Raw genomic sequence first — 25,740 nt, 5'->3', positions numbered from 1 at the left:
CAGATTGACGCCTTGTGCTTAATGGGAACAATGATCGGGAATTCCCCGGCCAGACCAGCGGCATAGCCGAAGGGGCGCAGCGCATGACTGAAAGAACGGCCTATCTGCGCCGGCATACAGAGGCCTTGGTTAAAGCGCTCGGGATCGAGGCGGCGGCCGAATTGAGCGGAAAGTCAAAGGCGACCCTAGGGCGCTATTACTCGGATGCGCCGGAGCATGCCGGCCGTTTCATGCCAATCGATACGGTGGTTGCCCTGGAGGCGGAAGCAGAGTTTCCACATGTCACCACCGCGCTTGCAGAGGTGAACGGGCTCTTGGTGTCGCACGATCCGGCGCGGCGTAACGCCGGGCCGGGTGGTGTCAACGAGGATGTCATCGCGCTTTGCGAGAGGTTCGCAATGCTGATGAGCGAATACCACCAGTCGATCGCCGATGGAAAAATCTCGGCCAACGAAGCCCGGCGCATGCTGCGCGAGACAGCCGCCCTTCAGACTGTGCTGATGGAAATGAAGCTGCGCCTCGAAGCGGTGGAGGCGTAGCCGCCCCGTCGGTGGTCAAGCGACCTGGGCCACCCTGTGCGGCGAGACCGGCGCGCCCTTGGGCTTGATCAATCCGGTGTCGAGCATGCGATCCACGCGCGCGACGATGTCTGCCCCGCTGGTGCCCGCCTCGGGGGCGATCAGGGGCAGGCCGGCTGCGTCGAAGGCGATCTGGCGCAGGGCCGCGTCCCGTTCCGCGTCCGGTCCGCCCATGCAGCGCCCGGGCAGATCCACGGCCAGAACCGGCAGGCCCGATTTGTCGAGGATCATGAAATCCGTTCGCACGTGGGCAAGCTGTTCCAGCGCCGGAAGAAGCGAGGGATCATCATTCGCAGGGCTCAGAATTGTACCCAGCGTCAGACCTGTTACCACGCTGTACCCCTTGCCCTGACGCCGCTCCCAAACGGACAGGGACCGCATCAGGCGCATCTCTGCTTCTGACAACGGGGCCTTGCGGGTGAACCGCGTCGTCTCGACAGCGCGCAGTAGCGCGTCCCCCGGCAGATCGGGGATCGTCGACAGGGCCGAGGGCACTTGTTCCGCCCGCGCAAACTTGCGTTTCAACACCGAGCGTACCCCTAGCAAAACGCCGACCGCAAGGAACGCCAGCAGCGTTGCCGAGCCGCCCATCTGCGCGAGGATATCGAAAAAAGACGTGGAGCCTGAGGTCTCAAGCATGGCTGCCTCCTGTGGATAACAGCGTCGAGCATCGACAACCAAAGTGCAAAAATTGTGGCAAAGCCTTGGAAACTCCTCGGCTTTCTGGTTCGATTTCGACGCTTCGGATCAGGCAAGACCCTCTAGGCGCGTCGTCAGCATCGCATCAATGTCGTCCAGAAAACGGGGCAGTGCGGTGTGCTTGTCGATCTGTGTCAGCGTCACGCCCGCCTGTTTGAAGATCAGGGCCTTGACCTCGTCCCGGCGGCCCGCCCCCCGCTCATAGTGCCCGGTCTCGTGGTAGTCGATCGCCAGAACTGGCCAGCCATCGGCATCGACGATCAGAAAATCGACATGCCGTGTGTCAAAGCAGGTGCGCGCGGAGTCCCAGGCTGAGCGGCTTCCGGTGTTGCTGAGCCGAAACATGTCCGAAAGCGCGACCTTGCGCAGAACCATGTAGGCATCAGGGTGCTGTCTTTCCCAATCGAGCAACGCGCACAGAACACGGCGTTCATCGCTGCCAAACAGGGGGCGCGCGTCGATTTGTGCCGCTTGAAGGATACCGGATGGGTCCTGTGCCCCACCGGTGGTTGCGTCATGCTTTCGCTGCCGCGACCGGGAAGGCTTCTTGCGCGGGCGTTTTTTGGGCCGGGTCAGGAAAACAGCCAGCCCAAGCGCGACCAGAGTCAGCAAAATGAATTCGAACAACGGTTACGGTCTCCGGGTACATCAACGACGCGCCCCCAAAATTGAGGCACTTGCATAGTGACTCGGAATTGCGGTCCCAAGAAGTCCGTTTTTGCGCCGTTTCGCGGCTGCTACTCCTGAAGCGCGCGAACCTCGATCTCACTTTCTTCGCGCGCCTTCATGGCCTGAGCCGCCGCGTGGGACGCCGCGAGGGTCGTGAAGTACGGGATCTTGTCATACAGCGCGACGGATCGAATCTCCCGGCTGTCATTGACGGCTTGCGCGCCTTCGGTGGTGTTCATGACCACGGCGATGCGCCCGTCCTTCAGCATGTCGACCACGTCAGGCCTCCCTTCGTAGACCTTGTTTACGATCTCGGACGGGATGCCGTGTTCCTTCAGGAAGGCCGCGGTGCCCCGCGTGGCGACGATATCGAGGCCAAGATCGATCAGGGTCTGCGCCAGATCGCGCAGCATCTCCCCCTTGTCGGCTTCCTTGATCGACAAAAAAGCGGTGCCGGATTTCGGCAGGATCGTCCCTGCGCCCATCTGCGCCTTCAGAAAGGCGCGCGGGAAGGACCGATCCCACCCCATGACCTCTCCGGTGGAACGCATTTCGGGGCCAAGGATGGTGTCGACGCCGGGGAAGCGCGCAAAGGGCATGACGGCTTCCTTGACGGAGAACCAGGGCATGTTCGGGTCGGCCAGGGTCATCGGGTCTGCCATGGGTTGGGACTGGCCGTATTCGCCGGTATGTTTTGGTCGCTTCGGGAAATCCGCCAACGGCGCGCCCGCCATGACGCGCGCCGCGATGGAGGCGATGGCCGAATCTGTCGCCTTCGCCACGAACGGCACCGTGCGAGAAGCGCGCGGGTTTACCTCGATCAGGTAGATGACGTCATCCTTGATGGCGAACTGTACGTTCATCAGACCCACCACGTTCAGCGCGCGGGCCAGCGCGACGGTCTGTTCTTCGATCCGGGCCAGCACATCCGCACCAAGCGAATAGGGTGGCAGGGAACAGGCGCTGTCACCTGAATGAACCCCGGCTTCCTCGATGTGCTGCATGATGCCCGATACGTGGACATCCTTGCCATCGCTCAGCGCATCCACGTCCAGTTCAATCGCGCCCGCAAGATAACTGTCCAGCAGGACCGGGCTGTCGCCCGACACCACAACGGCCTCGTTGATGTAGCGCTCCAGCTGGGGCATGTCGCGGACGATCTCCATCGCGCGGCCCCCCAGAACGTAGGAGGGGCGGATCACCAGCGGGAAGCCGATCTCGCCCGCAGCGGCAAACGCCTCTGCCTCGGTCGAGGCGATCGCGTTCTTGGGCTGCTTGAGGCCCAGATCGTTGACGAGCTTCTGGAACCGCTCCCGGTCCTCGGCCAGATCGATTGCGTCCGGCGTCGTGCCGAGGATCGGAATACCTTCGGCTTCCAGCGCGTTGGCAAGCTTTAGCGGGGTCTGCCCGCCGAACTGCACGATCACCCCGTGCAGCGTGCCGTTTTCTTGTTCCACCCGCAGGATCTCCATCACGTGCTCGAAAGTCAGGGGTTCGAAATACAACCGGTCCGAGGTGTCGTAGTCGGTCGAGACGGTTTCGGGGTTGCAGTTGATCATGATTGTCTCGAACCCGGCCTTGGTCAGGGCGAAACAGGCATGACAGCAGCAATAGTCAAACTCGATGCCCTGACCGATCCGGTTCGGGCCACCGCCGAGGATGACGACCTTCTTGGCATCCGACGGGCGCGCCTCGCATTCAGGTTCGCCCATGACCGGGGTCTCATAGGTCGAGTACATGTATGGCGTCTGCGCTTCGAACTCCGCGGCACACGTGTCGATCCGCTTGAACTGGGCGACAACACCCAACCGCTGGCGCGCGCGGCGGACCTGACCTTCGGACCGTCCGGTGAGCTTGGCCAGACGCGCGTCGGTAAAGCCCAGCATCTTGAGCTTGCGCAGGCCGACTTCATCCATCGGCAGACCGTCCTTGCGCACGACCATCTCCGCATTGATGATCTCGCGTATCCTGTCGAGGAACCACGGATCGAACGCCGTGGCGGCCTGAATTTCGTCGTTGGTGAGCCCGTGCCGCATGGCTTGCGCGATGGTGCGCATCCGGTCCGGTGTCTGCTTGGAAATGGCTTTCACGACCGACGCCTTGTCGGGTGCGCCATCGATCTCGACCTCGTCAAACCCTGTCAGACCGGATTCCATCGATGCGAGCGCCTTTTGTACGCTCTCGTGGAAGGTCCGCCCGATAGACATCGCCTCGCCCACGGATTTCATCGCCGTGGTCAGATGCGGCTCGGAGCCGGGGAATTTCTCAAACGCGAATTTCGGGATCTTGGTGACCACATAGTCAATCGTCGGCTCGAACGAGGCGGGTGTGACTTTGGTGATGTCATTGTCCAACTCGTCCAGCGTGTACCCTACCGCCAGTTTCGCCGCGATCTTGGCAATGGGGAAGCCGGTCGCCTTGGAGGCCAGTGCAGAGGACCGCGAGACGCGCGGGTTCATCTCGATCACGACCATCCGCCCGTCTGCCGGGTTCACCGCCCATTGCACGTTTGACCCGCCGGTTTCCACGCCGATCTCGCGCAGCACGGCGATCGAGCCGTTGCGCATGATCTGGTATTCCTTGTCGGTCAGCGTCAGGGCAGGGGCCACGGTGATGCTGTCACCGGTATGGACGCCCATCGGGTCAACGTTTTCGATAGAACATACGATGATCGCGTTATCGGCGGTGTCGCGCACCACCTCCATCTCGAACTCTTTCCAACCCAGCAGGCTCTCGTCCACGAGGATCTGGTTTACCGGAGAGGCATCCATCCCCGACCGGCAGAAGTGTTCATAGTCGTCGCGGTTATAGGCCACGCCACCGCCGGTCCCGCCGAGGGTAAAGGCAGGCCGGATAATTGCCGGCAAGCCGATCTCTTCAAGGGCTTCGAGGGCGATTTTGACGCCCGCATTCAGGTCAGCCTTGCCATCTTTGCCTTTCGGCGCCGTAACAATGGTGGCCTTGGGGTTTTCGAGACCCAGCCGATCCATCGCTTCGCGAAACAGTTTGCGATCTTCGGCCATCTCGATCGCGGCGCGCTTGGCGCCGATCATCTCGACGCCGAACTTCTCCAGGATGCCCATTTCTTCAAGCGCGAGGGAGGTGTTCAGCCCAGTCTGGCCACCCATCGTAGGCAGCAGCGCGTCGGGGCGTTCCTTTTCGATGATCTTTGCGACGACCTCGGGCGTGATCGGCTCGATATAGGTCGCGTCCGCCAGTTCGGGGTCGGTCATGATCGTGGCGGGGTTGGAGTTAACCAGAATGACGCGGTACCCTTCCTCGCGCAGGGCCTTGCAGGCCTGAGCCCCGGAGTAGTCGAACTCGCAGGCCTGTCCGATGACGATGGGCCCGGCGCCGATGATCATGATGGACTTGATATCGGTACGTTTGGGCATCGGGCAGACTCCAGTGGCGCAAAATTAGCCGGGTTATACATGGCCGCCGCCTGTCCGCAAGGGCGGGAATGGGCCTGCCTTGGCGTGCCGGCTGACCCGCCTATGTCAGGGGCACTGCCCGCGATGACAGGAGCCGCGATGACCAGCCTTTTGCAGACTGCGCAGTCCCGCCACCTCTGGCGGCTGAGGGCGGAGTTCGGAGCGTTTTTCATCCTGACGCCGGCTGTGATCGCCTTGGCGTTGCCACCCGAACGGATGTTTTCGGCGCTGTTTGCGTCGATGGTGCTCGGGCTGTTTCTGCTGCACATCACGGCGGATTTCCGGTGGCAGGGACTGGTCACGGGGTTTGGCCGGGTCAACTGGCGCTTTGTCGGGTTGTTTACGCTGCTGACCATTGTGACGGCAACAACTGTGGTGCTGACGCTTGAACCCGACGCCTTTCTGATCCTCGCGCGGACGCAACCCGCGCTGTTGCTCATGATCATGCTGCTCTATCCGATCTTTTCAGCCCTCCCGCAGGAGCTGGTGTTTCGGCCACTGTTCTTCCGAAGGTACCAATCCATCCTTCCAGAGGGGCTTTGGCCGAAGATCTTGCTTAACGCCGCGCTCTTCTCCTGGGCGCATCTGATGTATTGGCACTGGGTCGTGCTTGCGATGACGTTCTTCGGGGGGCTCGCATTCGCGTATTCCTACGAAGCGCGGCGCAATTTTCCCGAAACCGTGGTCTTACATGCGATCTCCGGCAACATTGTTTTCGCTTTGGGCCTCGGTCTCTATTTTTATTCGGGCAATGTGGCCCGACCTTTCTGAAATTCGCCGTATTTTCGCCAATGCCACTCGTTAAGACTGTTTCTGCGTCGTGTTGCTGACGCTGAAAAAAATGGACGAGCGTGATGATGGTTTGGATGAGAGAGTTCTGGCGTGCGGATGAAGGTGCCGTGACGGTCGACTGGGTGGTGATCACTGCAGCGATTGTCGGCCTGGGTATTGCCGTGCGGCTTACGATTGAACCTGCCATGACAACGCAGGCCGGGTCGCTGAATGGGCAACTCGAAAGCGACTTCATGTCGACCGAGTTCAAGGACGCGACAACCGTCTGGCCGGATTGAAACGCGCGTCTCCTCCCCTTGACTTGATGTGTGTCAATTTAAATTGACACAAGGCGTGTCACGCTTCGCGAAACTGCGGAGGGTTACATGCGGATTCTTTTTGTCCACCCGAACTATCATTCCGGCGGCGCCGAAATCGCGGGCAACTGGCCGCCTGCGTGGGTGGCCTACCTCGCCGGGAGCCTGAAATCGGCCGGCTTTGACGATATCCATTTCGTCGATGCGATGACCAACGATCTGCCGGAGGACGCCTTGCGCGCCCGCATTCGCGAAATTGCTCCGGATATCATCGGCACCACCGCGATCACGCCCGCGATCTACGAGGCTGAAAAGGTCCTGAAGATCGCGTCCGAAGAAGCCCCGGACGCGCTGCGCGTGCTGGGCGGTATTCATGCGACCTTCATGTACAAGCAGGTATTCTCCGAAGCGCTGGAAGTCGACGTCATTGTCCGCGGCGAGGGCGAAGAGATCATGACAGAGCTTGCCCAGACCGTCGCCGAAGGCCGCTGGCCCGAGGACCGGCGCAAAGTCAAAGGGCTCGCGTTCCGCGAAGGGGACAAGATCGTCGCCACGCAAGCCGCCAGCACGGTCAAGAACCTCGACGGGATCGACCCTGACTGGTCGCTGCTGGAGTGGGAAAAATACATCTACGTCCCGCTCAACCGCCGTGTCGCGATCCCGAACATGGCACGGGGCTGCCCGTTCACCTGTTCGTTCTGTTCGCAGTGGAAATTCTGGCGCGATTACCGCGTGCGGGATCCGATCAAGGTGGTGGACGAGATTGAACGTCTGGTGAACGACCACGATGTCGGGTTTTTCATCCTCGCGGACGAGGAACCGACCATCAACCGCAAGAAGTTCATCAAGTTCTGCGAGGAACTGATCGCCCGCGGTCTGCCCGAGAAGGTGCAATGGGGCATCAACACCCGCGTCACCGATATCTACCGTGACCGGGAATTGCTGCCGCTTTACCGCAAGGCGGGTCTTGTGCATGTCAGCCTCGGCACCGAGGCGGCTGCGCAACTCAAGCTCGACCAGTTCAACAAGGAAACCAAGGTCGAAGAGAACAAGGAGGCGATCCGCCTGCTGCGCGAGGCCGATATTTTCGTCGAGGCGCAATTCATCGTTGGGCTGGACAACGAGACGCCCGAAACGCTCGAAGAAACCTATCGCATGGCGTGGGACTGGCAGCCGGACCTTGCCAACTGGGCGATGTACACGCCCTGGCCTTTCACGCCCCTGTTTCATGAGCTGGGCGACAAGGTCGAGATTTTCGATTTCTCGAAATACAACTTCGTCACGCCGATCATGGCGCCCGAGGCGATGACGCGGGGCGAGTTGCTGAACGGTGTGATGAAGAACTATCGCCGGTTCTACATGCAAAAAGCGCTGTTCCATTACCCGTGGCGCGGCACGGGATACCGGCGGAAATACCTGCTCGGATGCCTCAAGGCGTTCCTCAAGGCGGGTTTTGAGCGCAAGTTCTATGATCTGGGCAAGGCGAACTACTGGGGCCCGCAGTCGAAGGACAAGGTCAACTTCAACTTCGATCGCACCCGCAAGATCGCGAAGGCCCAGATGGACGATTGGGAGGCTGCCGCCGACCGCGCCAGCCAGGCCCGTGCGCGGCGCAAGGCGCTCGATACCTCCTTCAAGATGCCCGAGGGACGCGAAGCGCGGGAACCGATCAAGGCCTGCGGCGGTGGCACGCAACAGATGGAAGATGTCTGATGCCCCTTGATGGCGGCAGCGATCAGGTTTGGGCCCCGCCGGACACGACCGCGCGGATCGGCCCTAACGCGGTCCTGCAGCTGTTGACCGTTCTGGAAGAGGAGGGCGGCCCGACACTGGCCGCCCATATCCTGGCCCTCGCCGGTATATTCGACCTCCCGCCTGAGACGGGCATGATCGATGAGCGTCCCGTCGCCCGCATCCATCAGGCCCTGCGCCGGGACATGCCCAACCGCGCCCCGCGTCTGGCTTGGGCCGCGGGGGAGGCGACGGCAAATTACATCATCGCCAATCGCATTCCGCGGTTTGCGCGTCTTGTGCTGCGCGCGCTTCCCCCCGGGCCATCCTCGCGGATGCTCACCAAGGCCATTCGCAAAAACGCCTGGACGTTCATGGGGTCCGGCGACTTTCGGGTCCTGTCGACCCGCCCGCTGGTCTTCGAGATCGAGAATAACCCGGTGGTGCGGGGGGAACACGCCGAAGCCCCGATCTGCTTCTGGCACATGGCCGTGTTCGAAACGCTGTTCCGGCGTTTGGTTGCGCCCGACTACACTGCGCGCGAAACCCGCTGCTGTGCCTGCGGCGCACTCGCCTGCCGGTTTGAGTTGACCCGTATCCCACTGTGACCGCGCCCGCGCCCGCCTTGCCTTGACACGGGGGGCGGGCTCGTATGTATGACCCCAGACTTATCACCAGAGTTTCGGGGACCTCCATGCACGCCTATCGCACCCATTCCTGCGCCGATCTGACGAAAGACGCTGTCGGCCAGACCGTTCGCCTGTCCGGTTGGGTGCACCGCGTGCGCGACCACGGAGGCGTTCTGTTCATCGACCTGCGCGACCATTACGGGATGACGCAGGTGCTTTGCGATCCCGACAGCCCGGTGTTTACAGAGGTTGAGAAAGTCCGGTCCGAATGGTGTATCCGCATCGACGGCACGGTAAAGGCGCGTGACGAGAGCCTGATCAACCCCAAGATCCCGACCGGCGAGGTCGAGGTGTTTATCCGCGACATGGAGGTTCTGGGCACGGCGGACGAACTGCCCCTGCCTGTTTTCGGCGATCAGGAGTACCCGGAGGAAACGCGTCTGAAGTACCGCTTTCTCGACCTGCGCCGTGAGAGCCTGCACGACAATATCATGCTGCGATCGAAGGTTGTGCAATCCATCCGAAAGCGGATGTGGGACATCGACTTCACCGAGTTTCAGACGCCGATCATCACCGCCTCCAGCCCCGAGGGCGCGCGCGATTTTCTGGTGCCCTCGCGCCTCCATCCCGGCAAGTTTTACGCGCTGCCGCAGGCCCCGCAGCAATTCAAGCAGCTCATCATGGTGGGCGGGTTCGACAAATATTTCCAGATCGCCCCGTGTTTCCGCGACGAGGACCCGCGCGCCGACCGCTCACCGACCGATTTCTACCAGCTTGATCTGGAGATGAGCTTCGTCAATCAGCAGGACGTGTTCGACACGATCCAGCCGGTGATCAAGGGCCTTTTCGAGGAGTTTGGTGGCGGTCGCAAGGTCGATCAGGACTGGCCGCAGATCAGCTATCGCGATGCCGCGCTCTGGTACGGCACCGACAAGCCCGATCTCCGCAACCCGATCAAGATGCAAGTGGTCTCCGACCACTTTCGCGGCTCTGGTTTCGCGATTTTCGCGAAACTGCTGGAGCAGGATGGCACCGAGATTCGCGCCATCCCGGCGCCGGGCGGCGGCTCGCGCAAGTTCTGTGACCGCATGAACAAGTTCGCGCAAGAACAGGGCCTGCCGGGCATGGGCTACATCTTCTGGAGACCCGCCGTTGTGCCAAATGAGGTGTTTGCTGAACTTGAAAAGCACCCTTTGTATAGCACGATTATGTCTCAGCAGGCTGATGGCTTGTTGTCTCAAGCGGATGCAGTACCCAGAGAGTATTTCGAGCCAGCGGGGCCGCTTGCCAAGAATATCGGACCCGAACGGACCGAGGCGATCCGCCAGCAACTCGGCCTTAAAGGCGGAGACGCGGCGTTCTTCCTTGGCGGCAAGCCCGAGACATTCGAGGGTGTCGCGGGTCGTGCGCGCACCGTGATCGGCGAAGAACTGGGTCTGGTCGATCAGGACCGGTTCGCCTTTGCCTGGATCGTCGACTTCCCGATGTACGAGAAGGATGACGAGGGCAAGATCGACTTCTCGCACAACCCGTTTTCCATGCCGCAGGGCGGGATGGACGCCTTGTCAGGCGATCCGCTAGACGTGCTGGGCTATCAGTATGACTTGGCATGCAACGGGTACGAACTGGTGTCCGGGGCGATCCGGAACCACAAGCTCGACGTGATGTACAAGGCATTCGAGATTGCGGGCTATGGCGCGGATGAGGTCGAGAAACGCTTTGGCGGAATGGTCAACGCGTTCAAATACGGCCCACCTCCGCATGGCGGCTGTGCGGCGGGGATCGACCGCATCGTCATGCTGCTGGCCGACACCGCGAACATCCGAGAGGTTATCATGTTCCCGATGAACCAGCGGGCCGAAGACCTCATGATGAACGCTCCGTCGGATCCGACAGGCGAACAACTGCGCGAACTCGGCCTGCGCGTCATCCCGCAGGAGTGACAAGCACGGTTTCTAGTGCGCCGAGCCGAGTGCCGGGGACGCGCTGAGCGTGCCTTGCACTTCCAGTGTTTCGCCAAGATCGTAGGCCAGTGACCGAACGGAAAAATCGTTCGTTCCGATCAGAACTGCGCCAAGCATTGCAAGGCCGAGGATAACATTCGCCGCGATCGATGTAATCGGCGGATTGTTCACGCTGTAAATCGTAGTCTTAAATTTCTGGATCATGGGGACCCCTCCTATGTACTGCGCGTTCTCAATGATCGAGCCGTGGTTTTTGTTTCGGTCTCGGGAACTTTTTTTATTTTCTGTGCCCCGAATGGTCGTTGTGAGCTGTGACTGCCGAATGTCCAAAATGTGGCAGAATTGCGTTTAGGCGGGAAACTGCCGATACAAATACAACCTATGCGTTTAGACAGCCTGTCGTGGTCGCATGCGCGAGTCAAGGATCATCCGCACCCGTGTGATCGATGCCGGCGCGCCATCCTGCGACAGACTTCGTGCGGCCTCAGCCAGCGACGCATCGGAGGCTGACACCGCCAGCGCCTGCAGGAACTGGGCGGAGTAGGCGCGCGCAACCGGGTCATCGTCATCGGTAAGAAGGCTGCGCACGTGGGCAAGATCGTCCTGCAAGGCAAGGCCATCAGGTTCCACCACCGTTTCAGGCAAGGACCGTGGGCCGCCCGGGCGCGCCTGCTCGGGCAAGTGCGCGAGCAAGGTTTGCTGGAATTCCGCAAGGCGTGTCAGGGGTTTGGCCAGAAACCCGTCCGCCCCGGCGGCCAGTGCGGCGTCTTCCCCCTCCAGCGCGCCGGAAAAACCGAGGATGACCGGCAGCCGCGGTACGGATGTCGCCAGTTCCTCGATCAGATCGACCCCTTCGCCGTCAGGCAGACCCAGATCGATGATCGCAACGGTCGGGCGATAGGTCTTGAGGTGTCGCTGCGCGGATCGCAGGCAGTCCGCGCGCCGCAACCGTGCGCCGGACCGCAGGCACAGGAGGCGCATCGCCTCGGAGGCATATCGGCTGTCTTCGACCAGCAACACCGTTACACCCAGCAACGGGCGGGCGGCGGTGGGGCGTAGGGTTACGGCAAGGGGATCAGGAGCATCGTCCATGGCAGCCTTCCTTCGAATCTCCCCAAAGCTTTGCCGGTATTGGTGAACAGGTCGTAAATGCGCCGCTGACAAGCTCTCAAGCCTAGTTGCCTGCGCGCTTTTCAAGGGCCATAAGGCTCCAGAATGTCACGTATTGCAGGAGCACTTCGATGATCGGTCGTCTGAACCACGTTGCTATCGCTGTCCCCGACCTGGAGGCCGCCTCCAAACAGTATTCCGGGACCCTCGGGGCCAAGGTGAACGCACCGCAGGACGAGCCGGATCATGGCGTGACGGTGGTGTTCATCGAGCTGCCGAACACCAAGATCGAGCTTTTGTATCCGCTTGGGGACGACTCCCCGATTGCCGGTTTCCTTGAGAAAAACCCGGCGGGCGGCATCCATCACATCTGCTACGAGGTTGACGACATCCTGGAGGCGCGTGACCGCCTGAAGGCCGACGGCGCGCGCGTTCTGGGCACTGGCGAGCCCAAGATCGGCGCCCACGGCAAGCCCGTTCTGTTCCTGCATCCCAAGGATTTCAACGGCACGCTTGTCGAGCTGGAACAGGTCTGATCGCAGATGGGGATAACATCCGCCCTCGTACTGCTGGCCGTCATCTGGTTCATGACGCTGTTTGTCGTCCTGCCGATCCGCATGCAGACCCAGGGCGATACCGGCAAGGTCACCATGGGCACCCCCGCAGGCGCCCCCGCGCACATCAACATGAAGCGCAAGATCAAGATCACTTCGATCGTCGCGGTCGTCATCTGGGTCCCGCTTTGTGCGATTATCCTCTCGGGCATGATCACGGTGGATGACTTCGACCTGTTCAACCGCTTTGGCGGCGGACTTGCCCCGCTCGAATAGGCCCGTCTCGTCGGGGGGCAGCATGACAGATCGCAGAACCGTGGTGATGGCAGGAGCGGCTTTTCTGGCGGCCCCAGCGCTGTTGCGCACCAAGGGGCACGCACAGACGCCGCTCTCGATCGATGTTTCAAGCTACAGGCTTGACCGGACAGCGGCGCTGTTCGATGGACGGGTCCGGATCGAGGGGGTGACCGCCACGTTTCACGAAGACGCCATCGGGGACATGAATACCGCCGCCTTCACGGGAACTGGTACGCGTGAGATCACGGAGCTTGGCTTGCACCCCTTCATGCTGGCTTTTGCGAACGAGGGGTTCCGCGACTACGCCCTGCTGCCCATCCCGCTCTTGCGCCAGTTCCGGCACAAGAGTGTTTTCGTGAATGCAGACGCGGGCATCACCCGCCCCGAAGACCTCGTGGGGCGTCGCGTCGGCACGCCGGGGTACTCTTCCACGTCGCTGACTTGGATCCGTGGCATCATGGAGGATGAATACGGGGTCGCCCCGTCTGACATGACCTGGGTCATCTCGAACGCGGACAGTTCCGCAAGTGCCGCAGGCAATATCTCGGCACAGGAAGGGATCGTTCCGGAAGGTATCGTTGCGGAGGTCGGACCCGAAGGGATGGACGAAAGCCAGCTTTTGTTGACCGGCCACGTCGATGCGCTTTTTCACGCTGCAACTCCGGCGGCCTTCATCGATGGTGATCCAAGGATCGAGCGTCTGTTTCCGGACGTCCGCAGTGTTGAGCAGGACTACTTTGCGCGGACCGGTATTTTTCCGATCATGCACGTGCTCGCCATCCGACGAGATACCGCAGACGCGCATCCGTGGCTCGCGCGGGCCGTGTTTGATGCCTATTCGGAAGCCAAGTCGTTGGCCTATCGGGAGAAGGACCGGATCACCTGGGCCACCGATATGCTGCCCTGGTATGGCGCGGAAGTCGAAGACACGCGGCGGTTGATGGGGCGGAATTTCTACCCCTTAGGCATGGACGCAAACCGCGCGACCTTTGAAAAACTGTTCGATTACTCTCACCGTCAGGGTCTGGCGTCCCGCGTGCTGACACTGGACGAGGTGTTCCTGCCCGAATCGATGGCATTCGAGGAAAGCTGAACGAAAAACCGGGCGCTAGGCGCCCGGTTTGTGTTCTGATCGAAGTGGTTACTGACCGATGCTCGGATCGCCAGCGGGATCGAAAGGCAGTTCGTCCAGATGCTCGATGTATTCCAGCGGATCGAACGGTAGATCACCCAGAACCAGTTGCGGGTTCTGTTCGCGCTGCAATTGCTCCGACGCGTTGGCAATGCCGGTCCACGGGATTCCGTGGGTTTCCGGACGATCCGGGTAGCGGTCCTTCCACAGATCGTGGCGCAGGCGCATCCGGTTGAAGGGCCGCTTCAGATGGATGAGGTTCGTCAGCATCGGCTGCACCTCCCGCGGATCGGACGGCAGGAAGTAGAACGCCGCCGGAATGCCGCTCGCATCCCCCACCGGGTCGGGCGAGATGAAGTGGCGCTTGTAATTGCCCTTTACGATCGCACCGAGCATTGGTCCGGCATAGGTGAAGGTGTAGTCGCGACGGCTGTGACCGTCGCCGTTTAGCAGCAGAGAAGTTTGGTCCAATCCGTCGATCACGCGATCGGTCGGAACGTTCTCCAGCGCCCCGCCGAGACTTGCGAAGGTCGTGAACAGGTCGGTGATGTGTATCATATCACCGGGCAGCGACCCCGGCTCGATCATACCCGGCCAGACAGCGAAGGCCGGAACGCGCACGCCACCTTCAAGGAAGTCACCCTTGCCGCCGCGGAAGATCGTTTCCGCAAAACCTGTACCCGGGGGTGGATTGTGCGACATCGGCCCATTATCAGCCATTGCGACGATCAAGGTGTTCTCGGCGATCCCCAACTCTTCGAGCTTGGCCCGAATGTTCGCAATCATCGGATCAACGACGCATTGCAGCCCGTCCTGCAGGATCGCGCGCGCAACAGCGCATTTCGGCTCCGTAGGCAGAAAGCTCGTCATGATCGGCCAGTTGGCGACGTAGAAGGGCTCGCCCGCTTCGACACTGCGCTCCATAAAGGCGAACATGCGGTCCAGACCTTCATCGTCGATCATTTGATAGGAATCGTGGGTATTGTCGCGCCATTGCAGCGTTTCACCGCCCTTAGTGCCCTCGGCCACCATCACCCAATCTTTGGTGACGAACGTGTCGTCGAGCTTGTACGGGTTTTCGGCGAGCATATCCTCAAAAAGCCCGATGGACCCATTGCCCTGTTCGGCTTCGCGTGTGTTGAGCGACAGGATCTGGTTGTAGCCGGTGAAGAGCGCCTCGTCGAAACCCTGATTGTGCGGATAGCTCTGCTCGATATCGCCCAAATGCCATTTGCCGTAGAACGCGGTGTTATAGCCCGCCGCACCCAGCACCTCGGCCATCGTCACCTCGTCTGCGTGCAGGCCATGGCTCTCCTGCAGCATGCCGATATTGTACATGCCCGACCGGATCGCCATGCGGCCGGTCGCGGCGGCGGCGCGGCTGGGGGTGCAGCCGACCTCGGTGTACATCCGGGTGAACATCATGCCGTCTTCGGCCAGCTTGTTGATGTTCGGGGTATCGAGACCGCGCACCGCTTGGATGGCCGGAATGCCCAGGTCGCCATAGGCGGTATCGTCCCACATGATGTGGATCAGGTTCGGCGGTGTGCCGAAACGCTCTTCCAGTTCCGCCAGCCGCGCCTGAAGAGCTTCGTCTTCGGCCGCCCAAACCTCGCCGTTCTGGGCTTCGAGAACGTAGTATTCGGCGTCATGAACGATCTCGCCGTCTTGGGCGAGGGCCGCTCCGGAAAGTGGTGTGAGGGCGGCCGTGAGTGCAGCCCCCCCTATCACTCTGCCCAAAAGGCGTTTTGGATGTTTTTCTCTCATGTCTTTCTCCGTTTCTGGATCGTCTTCTTTTGTGGGGCGTACGGGGGCGCCACGCGCTCAAGGCACGCGGCCTGATCTTCCAGCGTTGCGGCGATTTCCTCGTGCAGGGCCGCGAGAGTCTCTGTCACACTTGCCCGCCAGACGGTGTCGACCGGGCTCACCTGATTTTCGATGCGCACAAGCTCGTCATGCATCGCGCAGTAATCGCGGCAAATCTCGTCGAATACGGGCATCTGGCTGCGCAGCCTTGCGATCAGCGCGCGCCGTTGGAAAAAGCTGGTATCGAGGTCTTCGAATTGCATCGGGTGCCTTGCGCGCTGGTCTACGGGTACTATGATCCGTGACCAAGGCACGCCGGAGTGTTTTACCGTGACACGGGGGTGACAAGGCGAGCTGGCGGTCCGGAATTCATTTTGATGTCAGCGGCTTATGGGGGGCGGCGTGACGGCTCCGACAGATCTCGATCCTGATGAGGCGCCAGATGACATTCGGCGGGCACTGGCCCGTGTTGTGCGCAGTGACGCGTTTGCGCGGTCCGAACGGCTCAAGGCGTTTCTGTCCTATATCGTCGAGGAGGCGCTTGCGGGACGCGGGGAAGCGATCCTCGGCAAGACCATCGCGCAGGATGTCTATGACCGCGACCCGTCGCGGACCGAAACGGCTGAAAACCTCGTGCGTGTGGATGCCGGCCGGTTGCGGCGCAAACTGGAGGCGTTCTACGCAGCCGAAGGCGCGGCCGATCCGCTGAGGATCGTGATGGATCCGGGGGGGTACGCCCCGCGGTTCGTGCCGTCGGTTCATCCGGCGGTGCCAACGCCCGAACCAGCGGTGCCGAACAGGCGCCGCGTTTCGGTGATGCTCGGCTCTGCCGCAGCGCTCGCTCTGGCAGTTGGCGCAGGGGTCTTCTGGACCGCGCAGCGCGCAGCCTCCGTTGCCCCCCCCGAGAGCGCCCGTGAAATTGAACGGCAAGCGCTGGCCGCCAAATCCGCAGCCGCCGTACAGGCCGCCAACTTGTGCGACCAGGCCCGTGGGTTCCTGTTTCCGATTGCCGATGTGGAAAGCCAGCAAACGGCCATCGCGATCTTTCGGCGGGCCAGCGAAACAGATCCGGGTCTGTCATGCGGGTATGCCGGGCTTGCCCATGCGCAGGCCACCCTGGCGCTGCTATCGGGGACCGGAGCGCAGCGGGAAACGCTGATCGAACATGCAGCGCGCTCCGCGCGGCGCGCAGTCGATCTGGCCCCGACCGATGGCTGGAGCCAATCTGCGGCAGCGTGGGCCGCTTACGCCAAACGGGACTATGCAGAGGCTGAGCGCCTGTCAGCCCTGGCTGCGAAGCTCGGGCCAAGCGACGGTAATGTTCTCGATTTCCGGGCTACAATTGCCACGGTGACGGGCGATTTCCAAACGGCTCTGGCGGCGACCGACCCGGGCATCCCGCGTGACTTTGGCAGTGTCAAGTTTGCCCGCAGCAACATTCGCGCAGTCGCGCTGTACCATCTCGGGGATTACGAAGCCGCCATCGCGTCCATTGAAACGGCCATTCAAAACGGTGATCCCGTAAGCCCGTTGACGCTTGTCTACCTCGTCTCCGCAAATCAGAAGGCAGGCAACGTCGCGCAGGCACAGGCCTATGCGCAGGAACTGAGCACGACATGGCCGGACGCGCGCCCGGATATCGGCATCAACCGGTTGTATGCGGAGCCGACACTGGCAGAGCAGGTGCTGACACCTTTGGAAGCCGCAGGGTGGCAGGCGCCGGACGGCGCGCTCTGATCACCTGCTGCTGTCCAGCGCATGGTAGAGATGTGTGAAGGTTGCCGCACCCAGCACAGGCACCAGCAGGTTCACCAGCGGGATCGTCAGCGGCACCGCCATCAGGGTGCCCGCGAGCCATATCGTGATGATGTGTTTCTTGCGCATCCGTGCGGCTCCTTCGCGCCCCAGTCGCCTCATGGCTGTGACCTGAAAGTATTCCCGCCCCAGCAGAAACCCGTTCAGCGCCCAGAAGATCACGGGCGCGAGCGGCGCGAACATCAGGTAAAGTACCAACGCGGCCAGGTTCACGACGATCAGAACGCCCAGAAACGACAGTGTATCGCGCAGCCCCTCGGCCATCGGGGTGCGTGGCGCGTGGCCACTCGCGGGATAGTATTTCGCCTCTACCGCATCGGCGATATCTTCGAGGAAAAGGCCGGTGAAGGCCGACGCGACCGGCACCATCAGAAACACCGAAAGGACCAGCATCGCACCGATCCCCAGGCCCGATGCCACATCGTCGACCCACGTGATCTCACCGATCCAGGGCAGGCTGAACGCCTCGGGAACCAGCCAACCGATCAGCAGCACGAAGCCCCAGGTAATCGCCGCCAGCAATCCGATCGTGGCCCCGATCCCGATCAGAAGTACCCGGCGAAAGGCCGCGTCCGGCAACTGCGCCAAGGCGCGTGAAAACGATGTGAGGATCATGTCGATACCCAGTCTGTCAAGGCAGCGGTATCTGGGCGGGGGCGGTCCGGGGGGACCGCGCCTTCGGTACCGAGATGGATGAACCCTGCGACTGTTTCTTCTGGCGTGAGGCCAAGGCCCTGCGCTCGGAACTCCTGATCATGCGCAGCAAACCCGCTCAGCCAATTCGCACCCCATCCCGCCGCCTGTGCGGCGTTGACAAGGGCCAGACACACGGCGCCCGCCGACAGCGTTTGTTCCAACTGGGGGATCTTCTCCGACGGTTTCGGACTGGCGACCACCGCCACGATGCACCCCGCGGTGTCGAAACTCGCGCGCGCCTTTGCGACCTTGTCGGGGTCGATCCCCAGATCGGTTCCACGCGCCTCTGCCAGATCGGCAAGCCGTGTTAGCGCCCCCTGTGTCAGCACGATGAAGCGCCACGGTTCCAGCTTGCCGTGATCCGGCGTACGGGCGGCTATCTCCAGCAACTCCGCCACGGTGGCGCGGTCCGGATAGGGTGCGCGCAGGGTCTTTGCCGGGCGGGACCGACGCGTGCGCAGGAATTCAAGCACCTGTGGCAGCGGAGACAGAGGGCGGATTTCGGACATGAATGGGACCTTTGGCGATCGTCAACACGCTCTAGGTCGGCCTTTTTGCGCGCCGCTTCAACCCCAACCCGGCAATGATCTGAGAAGCGAAACTTGCGGGTTGGCGACGCAGTGCCGACCGGGCGCTACTCGACCGCGTTGGCGGGTTCCCGCCGCAACCGGTAGACGCCTTCGGGCAGATCGAGTGCCGCCGCAAGGTCGTTGAGTTGGGCAATAGACAGCGTCACCCGCATCATCCGATCCGTGCGCGGGTCGAATTGTTCAAGGGTCACACATTCCTCGAAGGCGTTGATAATAACGTCTTCCTGAAGGTTTTGTGCGCCCTCATCGACCAGCGTGACCACGGTCGAATCGAACTCGTGTTCAATCGTAAACATGATGTAACGTTAAGGTGCGCGTCGCGCTTTTCCAGTTTTTTCTGCACCTGCATAACGATTGCGATGCCAGTGATACAATAAGGGCGCAAGCACGTGATCGTAGACAGCCGCTGCCGCCGGGCGGATCACCGGCCACCCCGTCACGCGGGAAAGCCAGCGATACCGCGGCATCTGTGCCCACAAAACACGGAAGGCCGGCAAGCCGGACAGAACCTCTCCGTCGTGCAGAACATGCAGGCGGCGGGCGGCCTGATCTGCCGTCAGACCCCATGCCGAAAGGTCTGTGTCTCCCAGGTCCTCGAACCGCAAGGGCAGGTTGCGCGTGCTGGCATAAGCCTCGTAATGCGCAATCTCCGACCTGCATACAGGGCAGGACGCGTTGTAAAGGACGGCGATATCGGCGGCGGCTTTGGTTTGCTCGGTCATGCGCGGCGAAATAAGGCGCATCCCGCCTCTGCCAAGGCCCGCAGGGGTGGCAGGCGCAAACGCCGCAACTTAAATCAATGGTGCCGCCACTCTCAGGCGGCCAAGGGGGGCGAAAGGATGCACAAGATGATGATCTGCACGCGCATCGCGTTCATTTCCGTCGTTCTGGCGGTTGCGGGCTGTACCGTCGCGCCGACTGCGGCGCCACCTCCACAGGCGCCCGGGCCGGCCGTCGCTTCGGCGGAACCCCGCGTGACCGCGCGTCAGGCGGTGGACAATTTCAGCGCTGTGGTCGCGCAAGTGGAACCGGTGGCGGAACAACAATGCCGCGCACGCACGCAAAACACCAACTGCGACTTCCTGATTCAGGTCGATACCCGCACCGACCAGCCGGTCAACGCGTTTCAGACCGTGACCGAAGACGGACAGCCGCTGATCGTGTTCACCGTCGCGTTGATTGCCGATGCCCGCAACCGTGACGAACTGGCCTTCGTGCTGGGGCACGAGGCCGCGCACCACATCGCGGGGCACCTGACGCAGATGCAGCAGGACGCTGCGCTGGGCGCGCTGGCGGGCAGCGTTCTGGCGTCTGTCCTGACCGGCGGCGCAAGCGAGGCGGTCAGACAGACCGCCATCGACCAGGCCGCGCAGGCGGGGGCGTTCGTGGGCGCGCGCACCTATTCCAAGGCCAACGAGTTGGAAGCGGACGCGCTGGGCACGGTCATCGCCGCGCGCGCGGGCTTCGATCCGGTGCGCGGGGCTGCGTTCTTTAACCGTCTGCCGGACCCGGGCGATCAGTTTCTAGGCTCTCACCCCCCAAATGCCGATCGTATTCGGGTCGTGCGCGAGGTGGCTGCCGGGCTTTGATGCGGCCTTGATCTGGCGCAAGGACGCGAATGACCCAGTGGCTACTCTGTCTGCGACCCCTGACGGAGAGACCACAAATGCAAAACGCCGAAACCCTGCGCAAACATGCCTCGCTCGTGGATCGGATGGCCGACCATGTGGGCGTTGATCTCGAAGAATCCGTGATGCGCGGCGCGCTGGCCCCCGATGTCATTCCCGACCTCGTTCTGCGCTGCACCAAGTGCTCCAACCCCGAGGCATGCGCACGCCTGTTGCGCGCCACGCAGAGTCTTGCGGAGGCGCCGGAGTATTGTGTGAACCGCGACACCCTGGCGAAGCTTGCCACCCGGGCGGACTAGGCTCGACCCTCCGCGCAGGCCTGGTTTGACCCACATCAAGGCAGCGCGCGCGGCATCTTGGCACAACCCAACCAACAGCGGAGAGGGAGCCTGCAATGACACGTGCCTTATCAACTCAAGCCTCGCCCTGTCCCAAGCAACTTGGGCAGGAGGTCGACCACTACTGGCTTGTTCAGCGCATGGCCAAGACCGCGCATGTGGACTTGGCCTGGGCCTTTGACGAAGGACTGCTGTCGCAAGAGGAGTGGGCAGGGATGGTGCAACGGTGCCGTGGATGCGCCTGGGCCGAGGGTTGCAAGGACTGGCTCGCGATTCCGGGCCAGGACACCGATATCCCACCCGAAGGCTGTCTGAACCGGGGGCGTATGGACGCACTGAAACGCGCCTGCGCCATGGTCGATGCAGCGTCAGCCGCCTGAGGCGGTCTCCTGCGCGATCCAGTCATGAACGGCTTCCGGAGCCCCGTCGTCTGACCACGTTATTGCGGCCAGGTCGTAAGGGTGCGCTGCGTTGATCACGTCAACAAGGGCGTCACGGTGGGCGGTGGCGGTCTTGAAACTCAGCAAAACCTCTGTGTCCTGTTCCAGCGCCCCGTCCCACCAGAAATGGCTTTCAACCCCGGGCAGAATGTTGGCGCAGGCCGCAAGACGCGCCTCCAGCGCTGCTCTGGCAAGCGCGCGGGCGGTGGTCAGATCGGGGCAGGTGACGGACACGGTCAGCGGCATGGCAGTTTCCGGTGTTGGGTGATGGGCATTGTTGGTCTAGGCTCACGACACATTATCCGAAGGACATTGCCATGAAACCGGTTCTTTTGTTTGCCCTGCTCGCGCTTGCCGCCTGCGATCCGATGACCGATCCGACACCGGGTGGGTTGGAGTTGCCGCCGGAAACCGTCACGACCGATCCGCTGCCATTTTTTGGTGATGGCTACCGGGCGCCGGGCGACCAGTGCCGCCGCATCGGCGAGAACGACTATACCAACCAGTTTCTCGACCACACGGCGGATTTCGTCGGGTGCCCCGAAGACATGGAGAATCTGGGCGTGTTCGTGACCGAGACCGGCGCGGTCGCGGTCGCGCGGACACAAGGCTACGTCCTGTTTTCGGTCCCGACCGGGTGATCAGTCGAGGCGTCCCCACAGGTCGTATTCGGACGCTTCATCCACGGTCACGGTGACGATCTGTCCGGGACTCAGGGCCTCGTGCCCTGCGTCTATGAACAGGTTCCCGTCAATTTCGGGCGCGTCGGCTTGCGTGCGGCAGGTCGCGGCCTCGGCGTCCACCTCGTCGACGATCACGTCCATGCGTGCGCCGACCTTGGCCTGCAACTTGGCGGCAGAGATGGCCTGTGCTTTTGCCATGAACCGCTCCCACCGGTCTTGCTTGACCTCCGCAGCCACATGGTCGGGCAGGGCATTCGCCCGGGCGCCTTCGACATTTTCGTACTGAAAGCATCCGACCCGGTCCAGTTGTGCCTCGTCCAGCCAGTCCAGCAGGGTTTGGAATTCGGCTTCGGTTTCGCCGGGATAGCCGACAATGAAGGTCGACCGCAGGGTGATGTCCGGGCAAATCCCCCGCCACTCGGCGATCCGGTCCAGCGTGCGTTCCGCTGCCGCCGGTCGCGCCATGCGGCGCAGCGTTTCCGGGTGGGCGTGCTGGAACGGGATGTCCAGATAGGGCAGGACCAGCCCATCCGCCATCAGCGGGATCAGGTCGCGCACATGCGGGTAGGGGTAGACGTAGTGCAACCGCACCCACGCGCCCAAACTGCCGAGATCGCGGGCCAGATCGGTGATATGGGCGCGGTGGCCCCGGTCTTCAGCGTGCTTGATGTCCACACCATAGGCGGAGGTGTCCTGCGAGATCACAAGCAACTCGCGGACCCCGGCCTCCACCAGCTTTTCGGCCTCGCGCACCACGGCGGCAGCCGGGCGGCTGACCAGACGCCCGCGCATGTCCGGAATGATGCAGAACTTGCATTTGTGGTTACAGCCTTCCGAAATCTTGAGGTAGCTGTAGTGCCGCGGGCTCAGCGACACGTTTTGCGCCGGGATCAGATCGACATACGGATCGGGACTGGGCGGCACAGCGGCATGCACTGCATCCAGGACCTGTTCGTATTGATGTGGGCCCGTCACGGCCAGAACCGACGGGTGCGCGCCTGTGATGTAATCGGGCTCCGCCCCCAGACACCCGGTGACTATCACCCGACCGTTCTCCGTCAGGGCCTCTCCGATCGCATCAAGGCTTTCGGCCTTGGCGCTGTCCAGAAACCCGCAAGTGTTGACGATGACGGCATCCGCACCGCTGTACTCCGGGCTGATGGCATACCCCTCTGCGCGCAGGCGCGTCAGGATGCGCTCGCTGTCCACCAGCGCCTTCGGGCATCCCAGGCTGACCATGCCGATTTTGGGCTGACCATCCCGCGACGTGGTCTCAAGCCGGGCCGCAGGGGCAAGATCGGGGCGCAGGTTTGGGGGGTTGGTGCTCATGGCCTGCGCTATACGCCTAAATCGCGAGGTCGGAAAAGAGCCTTCTGCGGCGACATCCGCGTATCTTCCCTAGGGCGGAGCGTCCTCCGGTGGGAACAACTTCCGCGCGAATGACCTGTCCAAAAAGCCAAGTGTCACCCAAAAGTCATCGCAAAAAAGTCGATATTAGTAAAATCGACCACTTGTCGCGCTGCACTTATGTGGTACCTCAGATGTGTTTTCTGAGTGTTTGTGAGTGGACTCTATCATGAAATATCTTTCTACCGCAGCCGTCGGCATCTTTCTTGCTGCGTCGGCTGCAAATGCAGCGGTCATCGATTTCGAGAGCTTCTCGGCGGGTGACGTTGTCTCCGGGGCCCAAGGCTTCACCGTCGATGGCGTCGGATTCGAAATCAGCGTTTCCAGCAATGGCAACAACGATATCGCGATGATCTTCGACACCAACAACCCGACAGGCGGCGACGGCGACCTTGCTGCGCCGTTCAACGATGGTCTTGGTGGCACGCTGTCTCCGGGCAATGTGCTGATCATCTCCGAAGATGGTGACAGCTCCGACCCGGACGACGAAGGCAAAGGCGGGATCATCACCTTTACCTTTGATTCGGCCGTCAAACTGTCCGGCTTCGACGCCTTTGACGATGTGTCGCTGACCGTTACGGCCAGCGACGGGTCGTCCACGTCCGTCAACGTGGCGGCGGACAACCAGTTCGCCAGCCTGTCGACAGCCTTCACGGGCATCACCAGCGTGTCGTTCGACTTTGGCAAGCAGTCCGGCGCGATCGACAACCTTCAGGTGTCTGCCGTTCCGCTTCCCGCGCCGGCACTCATGCTGCTGGCCGGTATGGGCGGTCTTGGCTGGGCAGCGCGGCGCCGCAAGGCAGCCAACTGACCCTTTAGACGTCAGTCCGAAAAGAAAAGGCGCCCCAGCGGGCGCCTTTTTTCATGACGTGCTCGGAGCGGGTTTCAGCGACGGCGGTCCCGGCGGCTCGACATCGGCTGGAACGCGACGCCCACATGCGCTTCGCAATAGGGTTTGCCAGCCTGAACGGGCAGGCCGCAGAACCAGAACTCTTCGGTCGCCGGATCCCCGATGGGCCACTTGCAGGTCCGTTCGGTGAGTTCCATCAGGTTCAGCTTCTTGGCTTTCTTTTCCACCTCGCGGACGGAGGCCAGAGCCTCGGGGCTGATCTCGTTCGCCGAGGGCTGGGGGGGCAGGGGCTGACCGGCGGGCACGATCGCCTTGCGCATCGGCGTCGGCGCCGGTGCGGCCGCGGCGGCTGCCGGGGCGGGTTCGGGTGCGCGCGCGGGTTTGGGTGCTGGTTTGGGCGTGGTCGGCTTTGCCTCTGCCGCAGGGGCCTTGGCGCGGGCGGCTTCTTTCGGCGCGGCCTTGGCCGGGCTCGCACCGCCATTGCGGTTCGACAGGCCCAGCCGGTGCACCTTGCCGATCACGGCATTGCGGGTCACCCCGCCCAGCTCCTTGGCGATCTGGCTGGCGCTTTTGCCTTCGCCCCACATGGTCTTCAAGATTTCTACGCGCTCGTCAGTCCAGGACATGGCCACCTCGGGCTAGGATAAAGGACGGGGTCGGGTCTGCGTGACCCAACCCCGCCCCTTGGAGTTTTCTGTTCTGCTGCTATTTTACCGGTCCACAAGCAGGATACAAGCGCCCGTCAGCGGCGCGTTGACAGGAGTGCCCCATGTCACAGCAACTTCAGATGGGCACGCGCCGCTTCGGGCGCGTGAACTGGCTTGGCGTGGCCACGCTGGCAGAGCGTGAAACGCGGCGGTTCATGGCGGTCTGGACCCAGACCGTGGGCGGCCCGCTGGTCACAGCGGGGCTTTTCATCCTGATCTTCAGCCTCGCCATCGGCCCCCGCCGCGGCGAGGTGATGGGCGTGCCCTTCATGGAATTCGTGGCCCCCGGCATCCTGATGATGACCGTGATCCAGAACGCGTTTGCGAATACATCGTCCTCGATCATGGTGGCCAAGGTGCAGGGCAACATCGTGGACACGCTGATGCCGCCGCTGTCGGCAGGCGAGCTTCTGGCAGGCTACCTTTTGGGAGGGATCATCCGAGGTGTTCTGGTGGCGGTCGTTATCCTGATCGCGATGATCCTCGTTCTGGGCATGGGGGTCGCGCACCCGGTCTGGCTGCTTTTGTTTGTGCTGACGGGGGCCACCGTTCTGGGCGGGCTTGGCATCATCGCTGCGATCTTCGCAAACAAGTTCGACCAGATGGCCGCGATCACCAATTTCGTGATCACGCCGCTCAGCTTCCTGTCGGGCACGTTCTATTCGCTGGAGGCGATGCCGCCATTGATGCAGACCCTCAGCCACATCAACCCGATGTTCTACATGATCGATGGGGTGCGTTACGGGGTGATCGGCGTATCCGACAGCCCGCCAATGCTGGGCTTTGCCGTCTGCGTGGGTGCGGCAGCGGTTGTAAAGCTCATCTGCTGGCAGTTGTTTCGGACAGGCTACAGGCTGAAACCGTAATCGGGTTTGAAAAAAGGCTGATCTAAAGC

The 25,740-nt window shown here is 62.1% G+C and carries 30 protein-coding genes; 16 read left to right on the top strand and 14 right to left on the bottom strand.

Annotated elements, in window-relative coordinates; all coding sequences use genetic code 11:
• Window positions 1-83: 83 nt before the first annotated feature.
• Window positions 84-539 (top strand): hypothetical protein, encoded by a 456-nt coding sequence (locus tag ACP15N_RS05765; protein WP_425091266.1) that lies wholly within the window; start codon window positions 84-86, stop codon window positions 537-539.
• A 15-nt stretch (window positions 540-554) separates the two neighbouring features.
• Here the strand turns inward: ACP15N_RS05765 and ACP15N_RS05760 are convergent, their stop codons facing one another.
• The 3 genes from ACP15N_RS05760 to carB all read right to left on the bottom strand — a co-directional run bounded on the left by ACP15N_RS05760 (window position 555) and on the right by carB (window position 5,341).
• The gene (locus ACP15N_RS05760) at window positions 555-1,217 is read right to left on the bottom strand and encodes a hypothetical protein (RefSeq protein ID WP_425091265.1); all 663 of its coding nucleotides are present in this window, start codon (window positions 1,215-1,217) and stop codon (window positions 555-557) included.
• 108 nt (window positions 1,218-1,325) lie between these two features.
• Complete coding sequence (locus ACP15N_RS05755) at window positions 1,326-1,904, bottom strand: DUF2726 domain-containing protein (protein WP_425091264.1); 579 nt, start codon at window positions 1,902-1,904, stop codon at window positions 1,326-1,328.
• A 110-nt stretch (window positions 1,905-2,014) separates the two neighbouring features.
• Window positions 2,015-5,341, bottom strand: a complete 3,327-nt coding sequence (gene carB / locus ACP15N_RS05750; protein WP_425091263.1) for a carbamoyl-phosphate synthase large subunit — start codon at window positions 5,339-5,341, stop codon at window positions 2,015-2,017.
• Window positions 5,342-5,479: 138 nt separating this feature from the next.
• Here carB and ACP15N_RS05745 point away from each other — a divergent pair, with 138 nt between their 5' ends.
• The 5 genes from ACP15N_RS05745 to aspS all read left to right on the top strand — a co-directional run bounded on the left by ACP15N_RS05745 (window position 5,480) and on the right by aspS (window position 10,771).
• Window positions 5,480-6,151: a type II CAAX prenyl endopeptidase Rce1 family protein gene (locus ACP15N_RS05745; protein ID WP_425091262.1), complete on the top strand. Its 672-nt coding sequence runs from the start codon at window positions 5,480-5,482 to the stop codon at window positions 6,149-6,151.
• An 86-nt stretch (window positions 6,152-6,237) separates the two neighbouring features.
• Window positions 6,238-6,450 (top strand): pilus assembly protein, encoded by a 213-nt coding sequence (locus ACP15N_RS05740; RefSeq protein ID WP_425091261.1) that lies wholly within the window; start codon window positions 6,238-6,240, stop codon window positions 6,448-6,450.
• Window positions 6,451-6,537: 87 nt separating this feature from the next.
• Window positions 6,538-8,181, top strand: coding sequence for a magnesium-protoporphyrin IX monomethyl ester anaerobic oxidative cyclase (gene bchE / locus ACP15N_RS05735; protein ID WP_425091260.1), 1,644 nt, complete (start codon window positions 6,538-6,540; stop codon window positions 8,179-8,181).
• Window positions 8,181-8,807, top strand: a complete 627-nt coding sequence (bchJ, locus tag ACP15N_RS05730; RefSeq protein WP_425091259.1) for a bacteriochlorophyll 4-vinyl reductase — start codon at window positions 8,181-8,183, stop codon at window positions 8,805-8,807. The genes bchE and bchJ overlap by 1 nt, the downstream gene beginning before the upstream one ends.
• Before the next feature lie 86 nt (window positions 8,808-8,893).
• Entirely contained in the window at window positions 8,894-10,771 is a 1,878-nt protein-coding gene (aspS, locus tag ACP15N_RS05725) for an aspartate--tRNA ligase (protein WP_425091258.1), read from the top strand.
• 12 nt (window positions 10,772-10,783) lie between these two features.
• On the opposite strand, the gene ACP15N_RS05720 is transcribed toward aspS, so the two are convergent.
• Together ACP15N_RS05720 and ACP15N_RS05715 are read right to left on the bottom strand one after the other, a co-directional pair.
• Window positions 10,784-10,996: a hypothetical protein gene (locus ACP15N_RS05720; RefSeq protein WP_425091257.1), complete on the bottom strand. Its 213-nt coding sequence runs from the start codon at window positions 10,994-10,996 to the stop codon at window positions 10,784-10,786.
• A 183-nt stretch (window positions 10,997-11,179) separates the two neighbouring features.
• On the bottom strand, window positions 11,180-11,884 hold the full coding sequence (locus ACP15N_RS05715) for a response regulator (RefSeq protein WP_425091256.1): 705 nt from the start codon (window positions 11,882-11,884) through the stop codon (window positions 11,180-11,182).
• Between the two features lie 149 nt (window positions 11,885-12,033).
• Between ACP15N_RS05715 and mce the strand changes: the two genes are divergently transcribed.
• Genes mce through ACP15N_RS05700 form a run of 3 tightly spaced genes read left to right on the top strand, consistent with a single transcriptional unit; the run spans window position 12,034 to window position 13,846 of the window.
• Window positions 12,034-12,438 (top strand): methylmalonyl-CoA epimerase, encoded by a 405-nt coding sequence (mce, locus tag ACP15N_RS05710; protein ID WP_425091255.1) that lies wholly within the window; start codon window positions 12,034-12,036, stop codon window positions 12,436-12,438.
• Between the two features lie 6 nt (window positions 12,439-12,444).
• Window positions 12,445-12,732 carry a DUF1467 family protein gene (locus ACP15N_RS05705; protein WP_425091254.1) on the top strand — a complete coding sequence of 96 codons (288 nt, stop codon included), beginning with the start codon at window positions 12,445-12,447 and terminating at the stop codon, window positions 12,730-12,732.
• Between the two features lie 22 nt (window positions 12,733-12,754).
• Window positions 12,755-13,846 carry an ABC transporter substrate-binding protein gene (locus ACP15N_RS05700; protein ID WP_425091253.1) on the top strand — a complete coding sequence of 364 codons (1,092 nt, stop codon included), beginning with the start codon at window positions 12,755-12,757 and terminating at the stop codon, window positions 13,844-13,846.
• 48 nt (window positions 13,847-13,894) lie between these two features.
• Here the strand turns inward: ACP15N_RS05700 and ACP15N_RS05695 are convergent, their stop codons facing one another.
• Both ACP15N_RS05695 and ACP15N_RS05690 read right to left on the bottom strand, forming a co-directional pair.
• Window positions 13,895-15,616 carry a sulfatase-like hydrolase/transferase gene (locus ACP15N_RS05695; RefSeq protein WP_425091604.1) on the bottom strand — a complete coding sequence of 574 codons (1,722 nt, stop codon included), beginning with the start codon at window positions 15,614-15,616 and terminating at the stop codon, window positions 13,895-13,897.
• 32 nt (window positions 15,617-15,648) lie between these two features.
• Entirely contained in the window at window positions 15,649-15,954 is a 306-nt protein-coding gene (locus ACP15N_RS05690; RefSeq protein WP_425091252.1) for a hypothetical protein, read from the bottom strand.
• Window positions 15,955-16,093: 139 nt separating this feature from the next.
• Here ACP15N_RS05690 and ACP15N_RS05685 point away from each other — a divergent pair, with 139 nt between their 5' ends.
• Window positions 16,094-17,428 carry a tetratricopeptide repeat protein gene (locus tag ACP15N_RS05685; protein ID WP_425091251.1) on the top strand — a complete coding sequence of 445 codons (1,335 nt, stop codon included), beginning with the start codon at window positions 16,094-16,096 and terminating at the stop codon, window positions 17,426-17,428.
• Here the strand turns inward: ACP15N_RS05685 and ACP15N_RS05680 are convergent, their stop codons facing one another.
• The 4 genes from ACP15N_RS05680 to ACP15N_RS05665 all read right to left on the bottom strand — a co-directional run bounded on the left by ACP15N_RS05680 (window position 17,429) and on the right by ACP15N_RS05665 (window position 19,514).
• Window positions 17,429-18,121, bottom strand: coding sequence for an EI24 domain-containing protein (locus ACP15N_RS05680; RefSeq protein ID WP_425091250.1), 693 nt, complete (start codon window positions 18,119-18,121; stop codon window positions 17,429-17,431).
• Complete coding sequence (locus tag ACP15N_RS05675; RefSeq protein WP_425091249.1) at window positions 18,118-18,711, bottom strand: nitroreductase family protein; 594 nt, start codon at window positions 18,709-18,711, stop codon at window positions 18,118-18,120. The genes ACP15N_RS05680 and ACP15N_RS05675 overlap by 4 nt, the downstream gene beginning before the upstream one ends.
• 125 nt (window positions 18,712-18,836) lie before the next feature.
• Window positions 18,837-19,088 (bottom strand): hypothetical protein, encoded by a 252-nt coding sequence (locus ACP15N_RS05670; RefSeq protein ID WP_425091248.1) that lies wholly within the window; start codon window positions 19,086-19,088, stop codon window positions 18,837-18,839.
• 9 nt (window positions 19,089-19,097) lie between these two features.
• Window positions 19,098-19,514: a thiol-disulfide oxidoreductase DCC family protein gene (locus tag ACP15N_RS05665; RefSeq protein WP_425091247.1), complete on the bottom strand. Its 417-nt coding sequence runs from the start codon at window positions 19,512-19,514 to the stop codon at window positions 19,098-19,100.
• A 117-nt stretch (window positions 19,515-19,631) separates the two neighbouring features.
• Here ACP15N_RS05665 and ACP15N_RS05660 point away from each other — a divergent pair, with 117 nt between their 5' ends.
• The 3 genes from ACP15N_RS05660 (at window position 19,632) to ACP15N_RS05650 (ending at window position 21,138) form a co-directional block, all read left to right on the top strand.
• Window positions 19,632-20,381, top strand: coding sequence for a M48 family metalloprotease (locus ACP15N_RS05660; protein ID WP_425091246.1), 750 nt, complete (start codon window positions 19,632-19,634; stop codon window positions 20,379-20,381).
• A 77-nt stretch (window positions 20,382-20,458) separates the two neighbouring features.
• Window positions 20,459-20,719 carry a DUF6455 family protein gene (locus tag ACP15N_RS05655; protein WP_425091245.1) on the top strand — a complete coding sequence of 87 codons (261 nt, stop codon included), beginning with the start codon at window positions 20,459-20,461 and terminating at the stop codon, window positions 20,717-20,719.
• A gap of 95 nt (window positions 20,720-20,814) precedes the next feature.
• On the top strand, window positions 20,815-21,138 hold the full coding sequence (locus ACP15N_RS05650) for a DUF6455 family protein (RefSeq protein ID WP_425091244.1): 324 nt from the start codon (window positions 20,815-20,817) through the stop codon (window positions 21,136-21,138).
• On the opposite strand, the gene cutA is transcribed toward ACP15N_RS05650, so the two are convergent.
• Window positions 21,127-21,444: a divalent-cation tolerance protein CutA gene (gene cutA, locus ACP15N_RS05645; RefSeq protein WP_425091243.1), complete on the bottom strand. Its 318-nt coding sequence runs from the start codon at window positions 21,442-21,444 to the stop codon at window positions 21,127-21,129. The genes ACP15N_RS05650 and cutA overlap by 12 nt on opposite strands.
• A 71-nt stretch (window positions 21,445-21,515) precedes the next feature.
• Between cutA and ACP15N_RS05640 the strand changes: the two genes are divergently transcribed.
• Window positions 21,516-21,839 carry a hypothetical protein gene (locus ACP15N_RS05640; RefSeq protein WP_425091242.1) on the top strand — a complete coding sequence of 108 codons (324 nt, stop codon included), beginning with the start codon at window positions 21,516-21,518 and terminating at the stop codon, window positions 21,837-21,839.
• Here the strand turns inward: ACP15N_RS05640 and rimO are convergent, their stop codons facing one another.
• Entirely contained in the window at window positions 21,840-23,210 is a 1,371-nt protein-coding gene (gene rimO / locus ACP15N_RS05635) for a 30S ribosomal protein S12 methylthiotransferase RimO (RefSeq protein WP_425091241.1), read from the bottom strand.
• Between the two features lie 247 nt (window positions 23,211-23,457).
• Between rimO and ACP15N_RS05630 the strand changes: the two genes are divergently transcribed.
• Window positions 23,458-24,099 carry a VPLPA-CTERM sorting domain-containing protein gene (locus ACP15N_RS05630; RefSeq protein ID WP_425091240.1) on the top strand — a complete coding sequence of 214 codons (642 nt, stop codon included), beginning with the start codon at window positions 23,458-23,460 and terminating at the stop codon, window positions 24,097-24,099.
• A 74-nt stretch (window positions 24,100-24,173) separates the two neighbouring features.
• On the opposite strand, the gene ACP15N_RS05625 is transcribed toward ACP15N_RS05630, so the two are convergent.
• Window positions 24,174-24,764 (bottom strand): GcrA family cell cycle regulator, encoded by a 591-nt coding sequence (locus ACP15N_RS05625; protein ID WP_425091239.1) that lies wholly within the window; start codon window positions 24,762-24,764, stop codon window positions 24,174-24,176.
• 143 nt (window positions 24,765-24,907) lie between these two features.
• Here ACP15N_RS05625 and ACP15N_RS05620 point away from each other — a divergent pair, with 143 nt between their 5' ends.
• A complete protein-coding gene (locus ACP15N_RS05620; protein ID WP_425091238.1) occupies window positions 24,908-25,711 on the top strand; it encodes an ABC transporter permease in 804 nt (267 codons plus the stop codon).
• Window positions 25,712-25,740: the final 29 nt, after the last annotated feature.

Origin of the sequence: Tropicimonas sp. S265A (assembly GCF_049800835.1) — a bacterium.
Classification (GTDB): Bacteria; Pseudomonadota; Alphaproteobacteria; order Rhodobacterales; family Rhodobacteraceae; genus Dinoroseobacter.
Note: the sequence above shows the minus strand (reverse complement) of the source record. Positions and strands in the feature narration are given on the sequence as shown.